Source organism: Pseudomonas sp. B21-017 (assembly GCF_024749245.1).
In the GTDB taxonomy this organism is placed as follows: domain Bacteria; phylum Pseudomonadota; class Gammaproteobacteria; order Pseudomonadales; family Pseudomonadaceae; genus Aquipseudomonas.
The window spans coordinates 6474515-6489761 of the sequence record NZ_CP087194.1; the positions used below are offsets into that span (position 1 = coordinate 6474515).

Consider the following 15247-nt stretch of genomic DNA (forward strand, 5'->3'; position numbering starts at 1 on the left):
CACCACTCGGTTAATAACAACCTCTTTTTTTTCAGGGATCAACTGTGAAATTTCAACCGCTGCTGGCCCTGGGCCTGACGATTCTGGCTGCCTCCACCCAAGCCTTTGCCGGCGCCACTCTGGATCGCATCGAGCAAAAGAAAGAACTGGTCGGCGTGTTGATGGAAAGCTATCCACCCTTCTCGTTCCTCAACGATCAAAACCAGCTCGACGGTTTCGACGTCGACGTGGCCAAGGCCGTGGCGGACAAACTGGGCGTCAAGCTGCGTCTGGAAACGCCGTCCTGGGATGTGATCGCCGCCGGCCGCTGGAGCGGGCGTTACGACATCTGCATCTGCTCCATGACCCCGAGCAAGGCCCGCGCCGAAGTCTTCGACTTCCCGGTCGAGTACTACGCCTCCCCTGCCGTGATCGTGGTCAATGCCAAGGACGATAGCATTCACAGCGCCAAGGACCTGAGCGGCAAGAAAGTCGGTCTCACCAGCGCCTCCAGCTATGAAAGCTACCTGAACAAAAACCTGGTGATCGAAGGCGCCGAAGACACCCAATTGCAGTATCCGTTCGAGAACGTGCAGATCGCCCCGTATGACACCGACAACGTCGCGTTCCAGGATCTGGGCCTGGGCGCTGGCGTGCGTCTGGACGCGATCCTCACCAACCTCGTCACCGCGCAACCGCGCCTGAACGAAGACAAGCGCTTCAAGCTCGCCGGCCAGCCGCTGTACTCGGAGCCGAACTCGGTGGCCATCGAAAAAGGTGACGCGCAGTGGGACGCCAAAGTGCGTGATGTGTTCGCTCAGTTGAAACAGGACGGCACCTTGAGCAAGCTGTCGCAAAAATGGATCGGCGCCGACATCAGCAAATGACTTCCTTCCCCAAACCTCCTCAGCCGCCGCAACCGGTGGCTGAGTCATTACTGCAACGGGTCTTCGGCTTCCGTACCCGGCTGTACCTGACCTGGGCGGCGATGTTCGGCTTGTTCGCCAGTTTCTTCCTGAGCTTCGACCTGAAGTTCTCGATCATCCTCGACAAACTGCCGAACCTGATCGGCCTGCACCTGGCGCCCAACGGCTTTCTGCAAGGCGCGGCACTGACGCTGTTCTTGTGCCTGTGCTCGATTGTGGCTTCGTCGCTGCTGGGCTTCATCACGGCCCTGGCTCGACTGTCGAAAAGCGCCGTGGCGTTCGGCATCGCAAGCTTCTATGCCTCGTTCTTTCGCGGCACGCCGCTGCTGATCCAGATATTGCTGATCTACCTCGGCTTGCCGCAATTGGGCGTGGTGCCGGGCGCCATCGCCGCCGGCATCATCGCCCTGTCGCTGAACTATGGCGCCTACCTGAGCGAAATCTTCCGCGCCGGCATCCTCGGCGTTCCCCACGGCCAACGCGAAGCATCGCTGGCCCTGGGCATGCGCGAAACCGTGATTTTCTGGCGCGTCACCCTACCCCAGGCCATGCGCGCCATCATCCCGCCCACCACCAACCAGTTCATCTCCATGCTCAAGGACTCGTCGCTGATCTCGGTGATGGGGGTTTGGGAAGTGATGTTCCTGGCGCAATCGTACGGGCGCTCGAGCTATCGCTATATCGAAATGCTGACGACGGCGGCGATCATTTATTGGCTGATGTCGATTGGACTGGAGCTGATTCAGGCGCGGATGGAACGGCACTACGGGAAGGCGTACGTAAGTCGATAGGAGCCGTCGAGAGCTGCGCTTTTTTTGATCCGCGACAGATGCATTTTTGCTGGAGCGCCAGCCCCCTTGTCCTGATTCACTGTAAGAAAAAGCGCCCAGTTCAAATGGGCAAAAAACAGCCGCCCTCAAGCGGCTGGCTATTTTCTACACAACCTGCTGACACCCCCCGCAAGCCCGCCGGAAGCAGCTGACATCGGCACCTATAGCCTCACTTTTAGAGTTTGGCCTCCCATCAAAAGAGGCCGTACTCGATGCCCGTTCAACACAAATACCGACCACAACACCTGGCGCTGGCCATTGCGCTTGCGCTGGGTTGCGCCGAATTTTCAAGCGCCCAACAACTACCCGCGCAAGCTGAGGCAACGAATATCGCTGAGGTAACCGGGCAGCTTGATACTGAGCCGCACCCGCTTACCCGGCTTCTAGCCTTTATCGAGGCGGACACCACCTTTCAAACGGTGATTGATGCGCCGCAGCCCGCTCGGCGAGGTGCTTCCCTGAGACCGGAAAATAGAGATGACCTCATCATCGTCAAAAATGGTGGAAGCTTCGAAGGTCGGGTCGATGGCGGCAAAGGAACCAACGTCATACAGCTTGATGCAACTGACGGTGGCCGATTGGGGAATACCCGCAACTTCAACGGCCTGTATGTTTCGCAGGGATCCTGGACGCTGACCAGTACCGGAGATTTCAACAAGGGTGTGGTGGTGCTCGATGACGGCATCCTGACCAATGACGGGAAAATCGAAGGTGGGGCGATTACGGTCGGAAAGCTCTTCAACAATGGCGACATCAAAGGTCATGTAACAGTCGCGCACGGCGGTACTTTTGCAGGTGCAGGCACCGTCGGTGGCCTGGATGTCTCCGGCCGCGTCAACGTCGATGGATTGCATGGCGCCCCAAGGGTCAAAGGCAATTTGAACCTGTCCAACTCAGCCATCCTGGCCTATGAGGTCAACCCCGACGGCCGTCACGAAACGATCAAAGTCGACGGCACCGCCAGCCTCGGCAATGCCACCCTGAAAATCGTCGCAGTATCGGGTGACTATCCGCAAACCACCCAGTACACCATTATCGAGGCCGACAAGGTCGATGGGCATTTTGGCAATATTGAAAACAATCTCGCATTCATGACGGCCACCCCGGACTATAGCGACGAAAAGGCCGTCCGCCTGACCTACGCTCGCAACGAAGTGCCTTTCGAGAGTCTCGCGACCAACAAAAACGGTCGGGAACTCGCCCGCAGTATTGAAGAACCCAAAGCCAGTCCGACGGCGCAGACACCTCCCAATACCGCGAACGCCGCTGTCACGGCCCTGCTTGCCTCCACCACCGAAACAGCCTCCCAGGCCATCGACCAGCTGGACGGCGGCAACAACGCCAACCTTGCGAAAGCGACCCTGAACAGTGACAGCCCAATCAGCGCGACCATGCTCTCGGCCATGCGTCAGCTGCACAGCGCCAGTAGCTACAGCAATTCCATCAGGCGCAATGCGCCACGCCTGGCCGCCGGCAGCGAAGACAATGGCCGAGTCTGGCTTCAAGCAATGGGTCACGGTGGAACGCTGGATCGCGACTACGACGCTCTGAAACACACAACCCACGGTCTGGTACTGGGAGCTGATTGGGGCATCGATGAAGAATGGCGCATCGGGGTGATGAGCGGAAAATCCGAAACGCGCCTGGACAGCCGCGGACTCGACGGCGATCTCGACAGCTGGCATTTGGGAGCTTATGCCCTGCGTCAAAACGGACCAATGTCCCTGCGCCTGGGTGCGACCTACAGCAGTCACGATGGCAGCACTAAACGCCGGGTTGCCTTCAAAGGTTTCAGCGACCGCCCCGAAGGCCGTTACGATGCCAACACCCAGCAGGCCTTTGCGGAATTGGGTTACAACCTGGGGCGGACGAACGTCAGCATCGAACCGTTTGCCAGCCTGGGCTACCAGCGCTATCAGCGCGACACTTACACGGAAAAAGGTGGCGCTGCGGCTCTGAAGGTACACGGTCAAACGCAGAACAATTTGAACAGCACGTTCGGCCTGCGGCTGGCGAAGCTCAACACTCTGGATAACGGCATGCAGCTGACGCCACGGTTCAGTGCCGGCTGGAAACATACTTACGGGGACGTCTACAGCGATACCCGCCAACGATTGGTAACGGGCGGAAAAAACTTCACCGTTTCCGGTGCGCCGCTGGATCGTGACAGCCTGCTGGTCGATACAGGGCTGGACCTTGGATTGTCAGCAAAACACACCCTGGGCATCGGACTCACTGGCGAGATCGGCACCGACAGCCGTAACCACGGCGTGACGGGTCAGTGGCGAATGAGTTTCTAACAGCCACAAACCCAGTGCGAAAAAAAAGGGGAGCACATGCCCCCCCGAGGTTTAAAGCGGTATATCGAGGCTGTTAACTCAGCCTTCGATCTCGATCAGGATCTCGCCCGGGTTCACCCGGTCGCCCTTGGCCACGTGGATGGCGGTGACTTTGCCGGTGATGGCCGACTGGACTTCGGTTTCCATCTTCATCGCCTCGGTGATCAGCACGGCCTGGCCGGCTTTCACGGTGTCGCCTTCCTTGACCAGCACGTCGACGATGTTGCCCGGCATGGTGGTGCTGACGTGGCCCGGTGCAGTGGCTTGCTTGCGCTTGCTGCTGCCGCCGCTGACGAATTCGTTGAGCGGTTCGAACACCACTTCTTCCGGCATGCCGTCGATGGACAGGTAGAAGTGGCGTTTGCCTTCAGCCTTGACGCCCACACCAGTGATGTCGACGCGGTAGGTTTCGCCGTGAACGTCGATGACGAACTCGGTCGGCACGCCTTCACCACCGGCCGAAGCCACACCGCCTGCTTCCGGAATCGGCAGCAGCACTTCCGGTGTCAGGGTGCCGGCTGCGCGTTCTTCGAGGAACTTGCGGCCGATGTCCGGGAACATGGCGTAGGTCAGCACGTCTTCTTCAGACTTGGCCACGGCGCCTATTTCGGCACGCAGCTTGGTCATCTCCGGCTTGAGCAGATCGGCCGGACGCACGTCGATCACCTCTTCGCTGCCGATGGCCTGACGACGCAGCTTTTCGTTCACAGTGCCCGGCGCCTTGCCGTAGCCGCCTTGCAGGTAAAGCTTCACTTCGTTGGTGATGGTCTTGTAGCGCTCGCCGGCCAGCACGTTGAAGAACGCCTGGGTGCCGACGATTTGCGAGGTCGGGGTCACCAGCGGCGGGAAGCCGAGGTCTTCGCGAACGCGCGGGATTTCAGCCAGCACTTCGCTCATGCGATTCAGGGCGCCCTGCTCTTTCAACTGGTTGGCCAGGTTGGAAATCATCCCGCCCGGAACCTGGTTGACCTGCACGCGAGTGTCGACGGCAGTGAACGCGCTTTCGAACTGGTGGTACTTCTTGCGCACGGCGTAAAAGTACAGGCCGATCTCTTGCAGTAGCTCCAGGTTCAGGCCGGTGTCGAACTCGCTGCCTTTAAGGGCGGCGACCATCGATTCGGTGCCCGGGTGGCTGGTGCCCCAGGCGAAGCTGGAGATCGCGGTGTCGATATGGTCGGCGCCGTTTTCGATGGCCTTGAGTTGGCACATCGCAGCCAGGCCGGCGGTGTCGTGGGAGTGGATGAACACCGGCAGCGATTGCTCGGCCTTCAGAGCCTTGACCAGTTCACCCGTGGCGTACGGGGTCAGCAGACCGGCCATGTCCTTGATCGCCACCGAGTCGCAACCCATGGCTTCCATTTGCTTGGCTTGCGCCACGAAAGCCTCGATGGTGTGCACCGGGCTGGTGGTGTAGGCGATGGTGCCCTGGGCGTGTTTGCCGGCAGCTTTCACCGCTTCAATGGCCACGCGCAGGTTACGCACGTCGTTCATGGCGTCGAAGATACGGAACACGTCGATGCCGTTGACCGCGGCCTTGGCGACGAAGGCTTTGACCACGTCGTCGCTGTAATGGCGGTAGCCCAGCAGGTTCTGGCCACGCAGGAGCATTTGCAGGCGCGTGTTAGGCAACGCGGCGCGCAGTTGGCGCAGACGCTCCCACGGGTCTTCTTTCAGGAAGCGTACGCAGGCGTCGAAGGTCGCGCCGCCCCAGACTTCCAGCGACCAGTAACCGACTTTGTCGAGTTTGTCGCAGATCGGCAGCATGTCTTCGGTGCGCATGCGGGTGGCGAGCAGCGATTGATGGGCGTCGCGCAGGATTGTGTCGGTAACGTGGATTTGTTTGCTCATTGTTCTATTCCTCACAGGCCTGCGTGGGCGGCGATGGCGGCGGCGATGGCCAGGGCCAGCTCTTCGGGTTTGCGCTTGATCGAGTAGTTGGTCAGTTCAGGGTGGCTTTCAACGAAGCTGGTGTTGAACTGGCCGCTACGGAATTCCGGGTTACGCAGGATTTCCTGGTAGTACGCGGCGGTGGTCTTGACCCCTTGCAGACGCATGTCGTCGAGGGCCCGCAGGCCACGGTCCATCGCCTCTTCCCAGGTCAGCGCCCAGACCACCAGTTTCAGGCACATCGAATCGTAGAACGGCGGAATGGTGTAGCCGGTATAGATCGCTGTGTCGGTGCGCACGCCGGGACCGCCGGGCGCGTAGTAACGGGTGATCTTGCCGAAACTCGGGAGGAAGTTGTTTTTCGGGTCTTCGGCGTTGATCCGGAACTGCAGCGCGAAACCACGGTGCAGGATGTCTTCCTGTTTCACCGAGAGCGGCAAACCGGATGCGATGCGGATCTGCTCGCGAACGATGTCGATGCCGGTGATTTCTTCAGTGATGGTGTGTTCCACCTGCACCCGGGTGTTCATCTCCATGAAGTACACCTCGCCCTCGGCGAGCAGGAACTCCACGGTACCGGCGTTCTCGTAACCCACGGCCTTGGCTGCACGAACCGACAGGTCGCCGATGTAGGCGCGCTGTTCCGGAGTCAGTTGCGGGCTCGGAGCGATCTCGATCAGCTTCTGGTTGCGACGCTGGATCGAGCAGTCACGCTCGAACAGGTGCACCACGTTGCCGAAGCTGTCGCCGAGGATCTGCGCTTCGATGTGTTTCGGGTTTACGATGCATTTTTCCAGGAACACTTCCGCCGAACCGAAAGCCTTGGTGGCTTCGGAAATCACTCGCGGAAAGGCTTGTTCGAGTTCTTCGCGACTGTTGCAACGACGAATGCCGCGGCCGCCACCACCGGAGGTAGCCTTGAGCATCACCGGGTAACCGATGCGGTCGCCTTCGGTCAGGGCCTCTTCGATGCCCGACACGTTGCCTTCGGTGCCCGGTGTGACCGGCACGCCGGCCTTGATCATGCTGCGGCGCGCTTCGGTCTTGTCGCCCATGCGGCGAATGACTTCCGCCGACGGGCCGATGAATTTGATTCCGCGTTCGGCGCAGATGTCCGCCAGCTCGGCATTTTCCGAAAGAAAGCCGTAGCCGGGGTGCAACGCATCGCAACCGGTTTCCACCGCCAGGTTCACCAGCTTGCGCGGGTTCAGGTAGCCGGCCAATGGCTCGGCACCGATGCTGTGGGCCTCGTCCGCACGCTTCACATGCAAAGCATGACGGTCGGCGTCGGAATAGATCGCGACCGAGCGAATGCCCATTTCGGCGCAGGCGCGCACGATTCGTACGGCAATCTCACCACGGTTGGCAATCAGGATCTTTTTTATCACTTGGAGGTTCCCTTGAGCCGGTGGCACCCACGACCCGATTAGACAGGTCGACGCGTGACCAAATGTTTCAATTCAGTCGCAGCTCCACACTAGCTGTCGCAAGGGATTAACAAAAATGAATAATAATTGGGTCAGACATAAGCAAAGACTTATAGTTGAGTCATCGACCTTCGCTCAGGATTTATAGAAAATGCGTAAGTCATTGATGCGTATGACATTGCGTCAATTGCAGATCTTCAATGAGGTGTGCGATTTAAGGTCCTACAGCCGCGCTGCCGACGAAATGTCTCTCACACAACCTGCCGTGAGCCTACAGATTCGTCAACTTGAAGAGCTGATCGGTCAGCCCTTGTTCGATTATGTCGGCAAAAAACTCTACATGACCGAGGCGGCCGAAGCGCTGCAGCGCGCCAGCCGGGACATTTTCGGCCGCCTGGAAAACCTCGATATGCAGCTGTCGGACATGCAAGGCTCATTGCAAGGTCAGCTGAAACTGGCGGTGGAGTCCAGCGCCAAGTATTTCGTGCCGCACCTGTTTGCCGCGTTCAAGCGCCAGCACCCGGAAGTGAACCTGCACCTGACGGTGGTCAACCGTGGCCAGGTCATCCGGCGCCTGTCGGATAACCGCGATGATCTGGTGATCATGTCGATGGTCCCCCAGGACATGGGGCTGGAATTCCTGCCGTTCCTCAACAACCCGATTGTAGCCGTGGCGCCACCGGATCATCCGCTGTGCCACATGGGTCCATTGCGCTTGCAGGATCTGGAACCCTACACGCTGCTGCTGCGCGAACCCGGTTCCGGCACGCGACTGGCCTGCGAGGAGTATTTCAAAGAGAAGCGCGTGCACTTCACCCAGACCCAGGAGGTCGCCTCGGCGGAAGCTCAGCGTGAATGCGTGCTGGCGGGTCTGGGCCTGGCGCTGCTGACGCGCCACGCCCTGAACCTTGAGTTGGCGACCGGTGGCCTGATCGAGCTGCCGGTCGAAGAGCTGCCGCTGCTGCGTAGCTGGTGCCTGGTGCAGGCCAAGGCCAAACGGCTATCGCCGGTGGCCCACGCATTCCTTGCGTTTATCCGCAGCGAACGAGCGCAAATCAGCGCACTGGTTGAGCGTTTCGACGGGAAGTTACCGGTGCTGCCTGCCAGTAGTTGAGTTCGAGGTCGTCGGGAAATTCGCCGATTTCGGCCAGAAGCTGGCGGCGCTCGCAGCGATCTTCGATGGCGCGGCGAAATTCCATGCGGCGCTGGTCTTCTTGCTGACGACGGGTTTTGACGGCGCTGTTGCGTTCTTCGTAGGGCTGGGCCATTTCGAGTCTCCCAAGGCGAGTACGGGAGTTTCAAGATAGGCGCGAGGGATGACGGTTTGGCGGCGGGAGGGTTACAGAACGATGAAACTCACTGGCTGACCGCGAACCTGTGGCGAGGGAGCTTGCTCCCGCTGGGTCGCAAAGCAGCCCTAAGATTTTGCGACTGCTGCGCAGCCGAGCGGGAGCAAGCTCCCTCGCCACAATTGCAGCCAGAATCAATCGTCCAGCGCTTTTACTGACTTTGGCGACAACCGCAAGCTGCGAAGGCTGCGCTTGACGCTTTTCAAGTGATTGACCAGGCTCGGCCCACGGGCCATGGCCACGCCCATCGCCAACACATCGATCACTACCAGGTGGGCGATGCGCGACGTCAGCGGCGTGTAGATTTCAGTGTCTTCGTGCACGTCGATCGCCAGGTTAACGGTCGACAGCTCGGCCAACGGTGTCTGGCTCGGGCACAGGGTGATCAGCGTGGCGCCGCTTTCGCGCACAAGATTGGCGGTGATCAACAGGTCCTTTGAGCGACCGGACTGGGAAATGCAGATCGCCACGTCGGTCGGCTTCAAGGTCACCGCCGACATCGCCTGCATGTGCGGGTCGGAATACGCCGCCGCAGTCAGCAACAAACGGAAGAACTTGTGCTGGGCATCCGCCGCCACCGCACCCGACGCACCGAAGCCGTAGAACTCGACACGCTGGGCCTGGGACATCGCGGTCACGGCTTTCTGCAACGCTACCGGGTCTAGTTTCTCGCGAACTTCCATCAGGGTGTGCAGGGTGGTGTCGAAGATTTTCAGGCTGTAGTCGGCAACCGAATCGTCTTCATGGATCGCGAATTGCCCGAAGCTCGCGCCGGCCGCCAGGCTCTGCGCCAGCTTCAGTTTCAAATCCTGGAACCCGGAGCAACCGATGGCGCGGCAAAACCGCACGATGGTCGGCTCGCTGATGCCTACGCTGTGGGCCAGGTCGGCCATGGAACTGTGCATCACCGCCGCAGGATCAAGCAGCACGTGGTCGGCGACCTTGAGCTCCGACTTGCGTAACAGGTGGCGTGACTGGGCGATGTGTTGCAGCAGATTCAAGGGGCTGGACTCTTTGTCATTGGCAGGTGCCGGGGATGTAGCACGCTTGTAGTTATACTACATGAATCGGCTTTTTGCCTGCTCAATGCGTAACTCAATGTCCCCGTATCACGCGACATATGCTCCATGTAGCACCTACGAGGTTTTTTCGTCCGCGCGCAACAGCTCAGCCAGGTCTGCAGCCTCAACCGGACGGCTGATCCAATAACCCTGCACTTCATCGCAATGCTCGACCTTCAGAAACTCCAGCTGCTCCGGCCGTTCGACGCCTTCGGCCACCACTTTCAACGACAGGCCGTGGGCCATGGCAATAATCGCCCGGGTGATCGCCGCATCCTCGCTGCTCTCTCCCAGACCACGGATAAATGCCTGATCGATCTTCACGTAGTCCACAGGAATACGTTTGAGGTAGCTCAGAGACGAATACCCGGTACCAAAATCGTCGATCGCCAGCTTCACCCCCAGATCGCGCAATTGCTGGAAGGTCGCGATGATGTGCTCGACGCTGTCCAGCAACTGGCTTTCGGTAAGTTCCAGCTCCAGATAGTGCGGCGCCAGACCGGTTTCCTCCAGCACCTGGCGCACCAGGCTGACCAGTTTCCCCTGACGCAGCTGATGCACCGACAGATTGACCGACACCCGAATCGGCTCAAGCCCCTGACGTTGCCATTCGCAGGCTTGCCAGCAGGCCTGACGCAATACGAACTCGCCGATAGCGTTGATCAGGCCGGTTTCCTCGGCCAGACCGATGAAATCCCCCGGCGGTACCTGGCCAAGGGTCGGGTGATTCCAGCGCACCAGCGCTTCGGCGGCATTCAACCGGCCGGTGGCTAGGCAGAGTTTCGGTTGATAAAACACCTTCAACTGCTTTTCTTCGATGGCTTTGCGCAATTGGTTCTCAAGCTGCAAACGCTCGAGCGTGCTGGCCTGCAAGCTGTCGGTGTAGAACTGGAAGTTGTTGCCGCCCAAGTGTTTGGCATGCTGCATGGCCATGTTCGACTGGCTGACCAGCGCGGAAATCTCCCGTGCGGTGTCCGGCAACAGGCTGATGCCCATGGACGCGCTCATCACCAGTTCATGCCCCTCGACAGTGATCGGCAAACGCAGCTTGGTCGACAATCGGGTCGCCACGCGCGCCAGGCTCGACAGGTTGCCGTAGGCGTCGAACAGCACCGCAAATTCATCGCCGGACAACCGGGCGATGGTGTCTGCTTCCGGCAACGCATTGACCAACCGCCGGGCCATTTTCTGTAACAGCTGATCGGCGATTTCGTGGCCGAGGCTGTCGTTGAGCAACTTGAAGCGATCCAGATTGATGTGCAGCAGCGCCAGGCTGCGCCGACCGCCCTGACGCACCCGCTGATGAGCCTCGCTTAGTCGTTCACGGAATAACGAACGGTTGGCCAGCCCCGTGAGCTCGTCGTAATGGGTGAGGTAGCGCATGCGCTCTTCGGATTCACGCCGAGCGGACAGATCGGCGAAGAAGCCGACGATATGACTGACATTTCCCCGCAAATCGCGTACGGCATTCAGTTGCAGCCACTGCGGATACAACTCGCCATTCTTGCGGGTCTCGACCAACTCGCCCTGCCAACTACCGTGCTGCTCCAGCGCCTGACGAATCGCCGCGTAATGCCGACGAGCGTCGCGGCTGCAAGGCAAATCGACCACGTTGCGCCCGAGCATGTCGTCGATTTCATAGCCAGTTACCCGACTGAAAGCCTGATTGACCGCGATCAGTGCGTAATTCGGGTCGAAAATCACGATGCCTTCGCTGGCCGCCTCGAACACCGTCGCCGCCAGCTGGCGCTGTTCTTCCAGGTGCTTGCTGGCGCTGATATCGCGACGGGTGCCGACCATGCGGATCACCCGGCCGTTTTCACTACGCTCGACCGCTCGACCACGGTCCTCGATCCAGACCCAATGGCCATCGCCATGTCGCACCCGGTACTCGATCTGATAATCCTCGGTGCGGCCCTTCAAATGCTCGACCAGCGCCCGCCTCAGCGCTGGCAAGTCGTCGGGATGCAGCCTCGGCTTGAGGTGGCGGAGCATCGCCGTCACGTATTCCGGCTCCAACCCGAACAACTCCTGGAGCTGAGTGTGATGAACTTCGTCGGTCTGCAGGTTCCAGTCCCACAAACCGAGCTCACTCGCTTTCAACGCCAGCGCCAGCCGCGCTTCGCTCTTGCTCAAGGCCTGGTTGGCCGCATCCAGCTCCAGACTGCGTTGGGCAACCCGGTTTTCAAGGTCGACCTGGGTTTCGCGCAATTCTTCTTCGGCGCGACGACGCTGGTCGATTTCCCTGGCCAGTTCGTGATTGAGTTGCTCGCTGCGACTTTGCGCCTGCTGCAAGTGCTCGATCAGCGCCTGATTTTGAAAACGCCGCAACAAACCCTGATTGATCAACCGATTGACCTGCCAGGCGACCACGCTCAACGAGCCCAGAAGAATCAGCCCGAACCAGCCCCAGCCCTGCTCCTGTTCATCGCCGCCCCAGAACAGATAGCCGATGGCGGGCAACAGACAGGGCAAGGTAAAGGATAGAAATGCTGGCAGGCTGACCGCATAAGCGACGCTGGCCGAAAGGGCTGCGGCGCCGATCAGACCGAATACCCAGGCTTGCTGGATGAAATTGTCAGCGGGCACCAGTGCAATGCCGGCACCGGCCAGCGTCAGGCCGGTCATCGCCGAACCGAGCAGAAACATGCGACGCCAGATCGGATGAGCCTGACGGTTGGGAATCGCCGAATCGAAGGCCGCGACCTGAATCACCCGCAACGCCACCAGCGACAATAACCAGACCAGCCAGACACTGACCACGAAGTAGCGTTGCGGGCTCCAGAGCAACCCGGCGCAGACCAGACCGTTGATCAACATGAAAAGCGTCGGCAAGAGCGAGCCCTGGTACAGCAGACGCGTGCGTTCGACCGCCATCTCCATGGCGTACTGTTTGCGGATAGCCCGAGGCTCCACGGAGGGGCCCGACAGGTCGGAGCTGAGGGTCATAGGCGATGTTCTTGTTCTTATAGTTGAGCATGCGAGCCCGAATTGTGGACGGAGCATACACAAGCAAATGCCCGGACCAAACTGCCTCAGGTCATAAAATAGACAAAAGTTTTAGTCGCCCGCATCCGGGGTAAAAGCCGCCAGGCGAGCCCCGCCCCTGCTTGCAGCCAGTGACCGACCGGTCGTCATCGGTGCTTCTTTCATCGGCTAATGCAAAGCTCGGTTTGCCCGGTGTGACGTCGCACCCTAGAATGCCCCGATGCGCGATGATCTCTCCCTTCTGCTGAACTCCCTCAACGATGCCCAACGCCAGGCCGTAGCTGCCTCCGTGGGTCGTCAGTTGGTCCTGGCCGGTGCTGGCTCCGGTAAAACCCGAGTGCTGGTGCACCGTATCGCCTGGTTGATCCAGGTCGAAAACGCCTCGCCCCACTCCATTCTGTCGGTGACCTTCACCAACAAGGCCGCTGCCGAGATGCGTCATCGCATCGAGCAGCTGATGGGTATCAACCCGGCCGGCATGTGGGTCGGCACCTTCCACGGCCTGGCACACCGCTTATTGCGGGCGCACTGGCAAGAGGCGGGCCTGAGCCAGACCTTCCAGATTCTCGACAGCGACGACCAGCAACGGCTGGTCAAGCGGGTGATCCGCGAGTTGGGCCTGGACGAGCAACGCTGGCCGGCCCGGCAAGCCCAGTGGTTCATCAACGGGCAGAAAGACGAAGGTCTGCGTCCACAACATATTCAAGCCAGCGGCGATCTGTTCCTGGCGACCATGCGCAGCATTTATGAAGCCTACGAGGCTGCGTGCCTGCGTGCCGGCGTCATCGACTTCTCCGAACTGCTGCTGCGCGCCCTCGATCTGTGGCGCGACCACCCGGGGCTGCTCGCCCATTATCAGAAGCGCTTCCGGCACATTCTGGTGGACGAGTTCCAGGACACCAACGCCGTGCAGTACGCCTGGCTGCGTCTGCTGGCCAAGGGTGGCGACAGCCTGATGGTGGTCGGCGACGACGATCAGTCGATCTATGGCTGGCGCGGCGCGAAAATCGAGAACATCTATCAGTATTCCGACGACTTCCCGGATGCCGAGATCATTCGTCTGGAGCAGAACTACCGCTCCACCGCCGGGATCCTCAAGGCCGCCAACGCCCTGATCGCCAACAATACCGGGCGCATGGGCAAAGAGCTGTGGACCGATGGTGGCGAAGGCGAAGCGATCAATCTGTACGCCGCGTTCAACGAACACGATGAAGCACGCTACGTGGTTGAAACCATTGAAAGCGCGCTGAAAACCGGCTTGGCTCGCAGTGATATCGCGATTCTGTACCGCTCTAACGCCCAATCGCGCGTTTTGGAAGAAGCCTTGCTGCGCGAGCGCATCCCGTACCGCATTTATGGTGGTCAGCGCTTCTTCGAACGGGCAGAAATCAAGAACGCCATGGCGTATCTGCGTTTGTTGGAAGGCCGTGGCAACGATGCGGCCCTTGAGCGGGTGATCAACGTTCCGGCCCGTGGCATCGGCGAAAAAACCGTCGAAGCGATTCGCGATCATGCGCGCCACAGCGACGTGTCGATGTGGGAAGCCATGCGTCAGCTGGTGGCCAACAAGGGCCTGACCGGGCGCGCTGCCGGTGCACTTGGGGCGTTTATGGAGCTGATCGAGAACCTCGCCGCCAAGTGCATGGAAATGCCACTGCACCTGATGACCCAGACCGTCATCGAGCAGTCGGGGCTGATCGCCTACCACCAGGCGGAAAAAGGCGAGAAAGGCCAGGCCCGGGTAGAAAACCTTGAGGAACTGGTCAGCGCCGCGCGCAACTTCGAAAACCCGGAAGAGGACGAAGAGCAATCGCCACTGGCGGCATTCCTCGGCCACGCCTCGCTGGAGGCCGGGGACACCCAGGCCGACGAGCACGAAGACAGCATTCAGTTGATGACCCTGCACAGCGCCAAGGGCCTGGAATTCCCTTACGTGTTCCTGGTGGGCATGGAAGAAGGCCTGTTTCCGCACAAAATGAGCCTGGAAGAGCCCGGTCGCCTTGAAGAAGAGCGTCGTCTGGCCTATGTCGGTATCACCCGGGCGATGCAGAACCTGGTGCTGACGTATGCTGAAACCCGACGCTTGTACGGCAGCGAGACCTACAACAAGGTGTCGCGTTTCGTACGTGAAGTGCCGAAAGGCCTGATCCAGGAAGTGCGACTGTCCAACAGTGTCAGCCGTCCGTTCGGCGGAGGCCAGCAGCAGAGTTCCAGCAGCCTGTTCGGCGGCAGCGAGATCCCGGACACCGGGTTCAGCCTCGGCCAGACTGTGCGGCATTCGGTGTTCGGCGACGGTGTGATCCTGAATTTCGAAGGCGCCGGTGCTCAGGCGCGGGTGCAGGTGAACTTCAGCGAAGGCAGCAAGTGGCTGATGCTCGGTTACGCCAAGCTGGAAGCGATCTAAAACCTGCCAGTGATTTACTGTGGGGGCGAGCCTGCTCGCTCCCACAAGGTTCTGTGT

General features: G+C 59.9%; 10 protein-coding genes. 5 read left to right on the forward strand and 5 right to left on the reverse strand.

Annotated features, from left to right (window positions below):
- The first annotated feature begins 44 nt into the window (after positions 1 to 44).
- From LOY28_RS29550 to LOY28_RS29560, 3 genes are all read left to right on the forward strand, one after another.
- Entirely contained in the window at positions 45 to 866 is an 822-nt protein-coding gene (locus tag LOY28_RS29550) for an ABC transporter substrate-binding protein (protein ID WP_064621156.1), read from the forward strand.
- Positions 863 to 1696 (forward strand): amino acid ABC transporter permease, encoded by an 834-nt coding sequence (locus LOY28_RS29555; RefSeq protein ID WP_086945218.1) that lies wholly within the window; start codon positions 863 to 865, stop codon positions 1694 to 1696. Before LOY28_RS29550 ends, LOY28_RS29555 begins: the two co-directional genes overlap by 4 nt.
- Positions 1697 to 1947: 251 nt before the next feature.
- On the forward strand, positions 1948 to 4035 hold the full coding sequence (locus LOY28_RS29560) for an autotransporter domain-containing protein (RefSeq protein WP_258612879.1): 2088 nt from the start codon (positions 1948 to 1950) through the stop codon (positions 4033 to 4035).
- Positions 4036 to 4113: 78 nt separating this feature from the next.
- Here the strand turns inward: LOY28_RS29560 and oadA are convergent, their stop codons facing one another.
- Both oadA and LOY28_RS29570 read right to left on the reverse strand, forming a co-directional pair.
- Positions 4114 to 5922 carry a sodium-extruding oxaloacetate decarboxylase subunit alpha gene (gene oadA / locus LOY28_RS29565; protein ID WP_018927372.1) on the reverse strand — a complete coding sequence of 603 codons (1809 nt, stop codon included), beginning with the start codon at positions 5920 to 5922 and terminating at the stop codon, positions 4114 to 4116.
- 11 nt (positions 5923 to 5933) lie between these two features.
- On the reverse strand, positions 5934 to 7349 hold the full coding sequence (locus LOY28_RS29570) for an acetyl-CoA carboxylase biotin carboxylase subunit (protein ID WP_018927371.1): 1416 nt from the start codon (positions 7347 to 7349) through the stop codon (positions 5934 to 5936).
- Positions 7350 to 7539: 190 nt separating this feature from the next.
- Here LOY28_RS29570 and LOY28_RS29575 point away from each other — a divergent pair, with 190 nt between their 5' ends.
- A complete protein-coding gene (locus LOY28_RS29575; RefSeq protein ID WP_018927370.1) occupies positions 7540 to 8502 on the forward strand; it encodes a LysR family transcriptional regulator in 963 nt (320 codons plus the stop codon).
- Here LOY28_RS29575 and LOY28_RS29580 read toward each other — a convergent pair.
- The 3 genes from LOY28_RS29580 to LOY28_RS29590 all read right to left on the reverse strand — a co-directional run bounded on the left by LOY28_RS29580 (position 8444) and on the right by LOY28_RS29590 (position 12747).
- Positions 8444 to 8656 (reverse strand): PA3496 family putative envelope integrity protein, encoded by a 213-nt coding sequence (locus LOY28_RS29580; RefSeq protein WP_019020903.1) that lies wholly within the window; start codon positions 8654 to 8656, stop codon positions 8444 to 8446. The two genes, LOY28_RS29575 and LOY28_RS29580, sit on opposite strands and share 59 nt — an antisense overlap.
- 215 nt (positions 8657 to 8871) lie before the next feature.
- On the reverse strand, positions 8872 to 9738 hold the full coding sequence (hexR, locus tag LOY28_RS29585) for a transcriptional regulator HexR (RefSeq protein ID WP_017850032.1): 867 nt from the start codon (positions 9736 to 9738) through the stop codon (positions 8872 to 8874).
- Positions 9739 to 9873: 135 nt separating this feature from the next.
- Positions 9874 to 12747, reverse strand: a complete 2874-nt coding sequence (locus LOY28_RS29590) for an EAL domain-containing protein (RefSeq protein ID WP_018927369.1) — start codon at positions 12745 to 12747, stop codon at positions 9874 to 9876.
- A gap of 259 nt (positions 12748 to 13006) precedes the next feature.
- On the opposite strand from LOY28_RS29590, the gene uvrD reads away from it, so the two are divergent.
- Positions 13007 to 15190: a DNA helicase II gene (uvrD, locus tag LOY28_RS29595; RefSeq protein ID WP_007934438.1), complete on the forward strand. Its 2184-nt coding sequence runs from the start codon at positions 13007 to 13009 to the stop codon at positions 15188 to 15190.
- Positions 15191 to 15247 lie beyond the last annotated feature (57 nt).

Bases quoted from the DNA above. Each gene is read 5' to 3' on its own strand.
- LOY28_RS29555 (WP_086945218.1), top strand. From the start codon at position 863: ATGACTTCCTTCCCCAAACCTCCTCAGCCGCCGCAACCGGTGGCTGAG.
- LOY28_RS29560 (WP_258612879.1), top strand. From the start codon at position 1,948: ATGCCCGTTCAACACAAATACCGACCACAACACCTGGCGCTGGCCATT.
- oadA (WP_018927372.1), bottom strand. From the start codon at position 5,922: ATGAGCAAACAAATCCACGTTACCGACACAATCCTGCGCGACGCCCAT.
- LOY28_RS29575 (WP_018927370.1), top strand. From the start codon at position 7,540: ATGCGTAAGTCATTGATGCGTATGACATTGCGTCAATTGCAGATCTTC.
- LOY28_RS29580 (WP_019020903.1), bottom strand. From the start codon at position 8,656: ATGGCCCAGCCCTACGAAGAACGCAACAGCGCCGTCAAAACCCGTCGT.
- LOY28_RS29590 (WP_018927369.1), bottom strand. From the start codon at position 12,747: ATGACCCTCAGCTCCGACCTGTCGGGCCCCTCCGTGGAGCCTCGGGCT.
- uvrD (WP_007934438.1), top strand. From the start codon at position 13,007: ATGCGCGATGATCTCTCCCTTCTGCTGAACTCCCTCAACGATGCCCAA.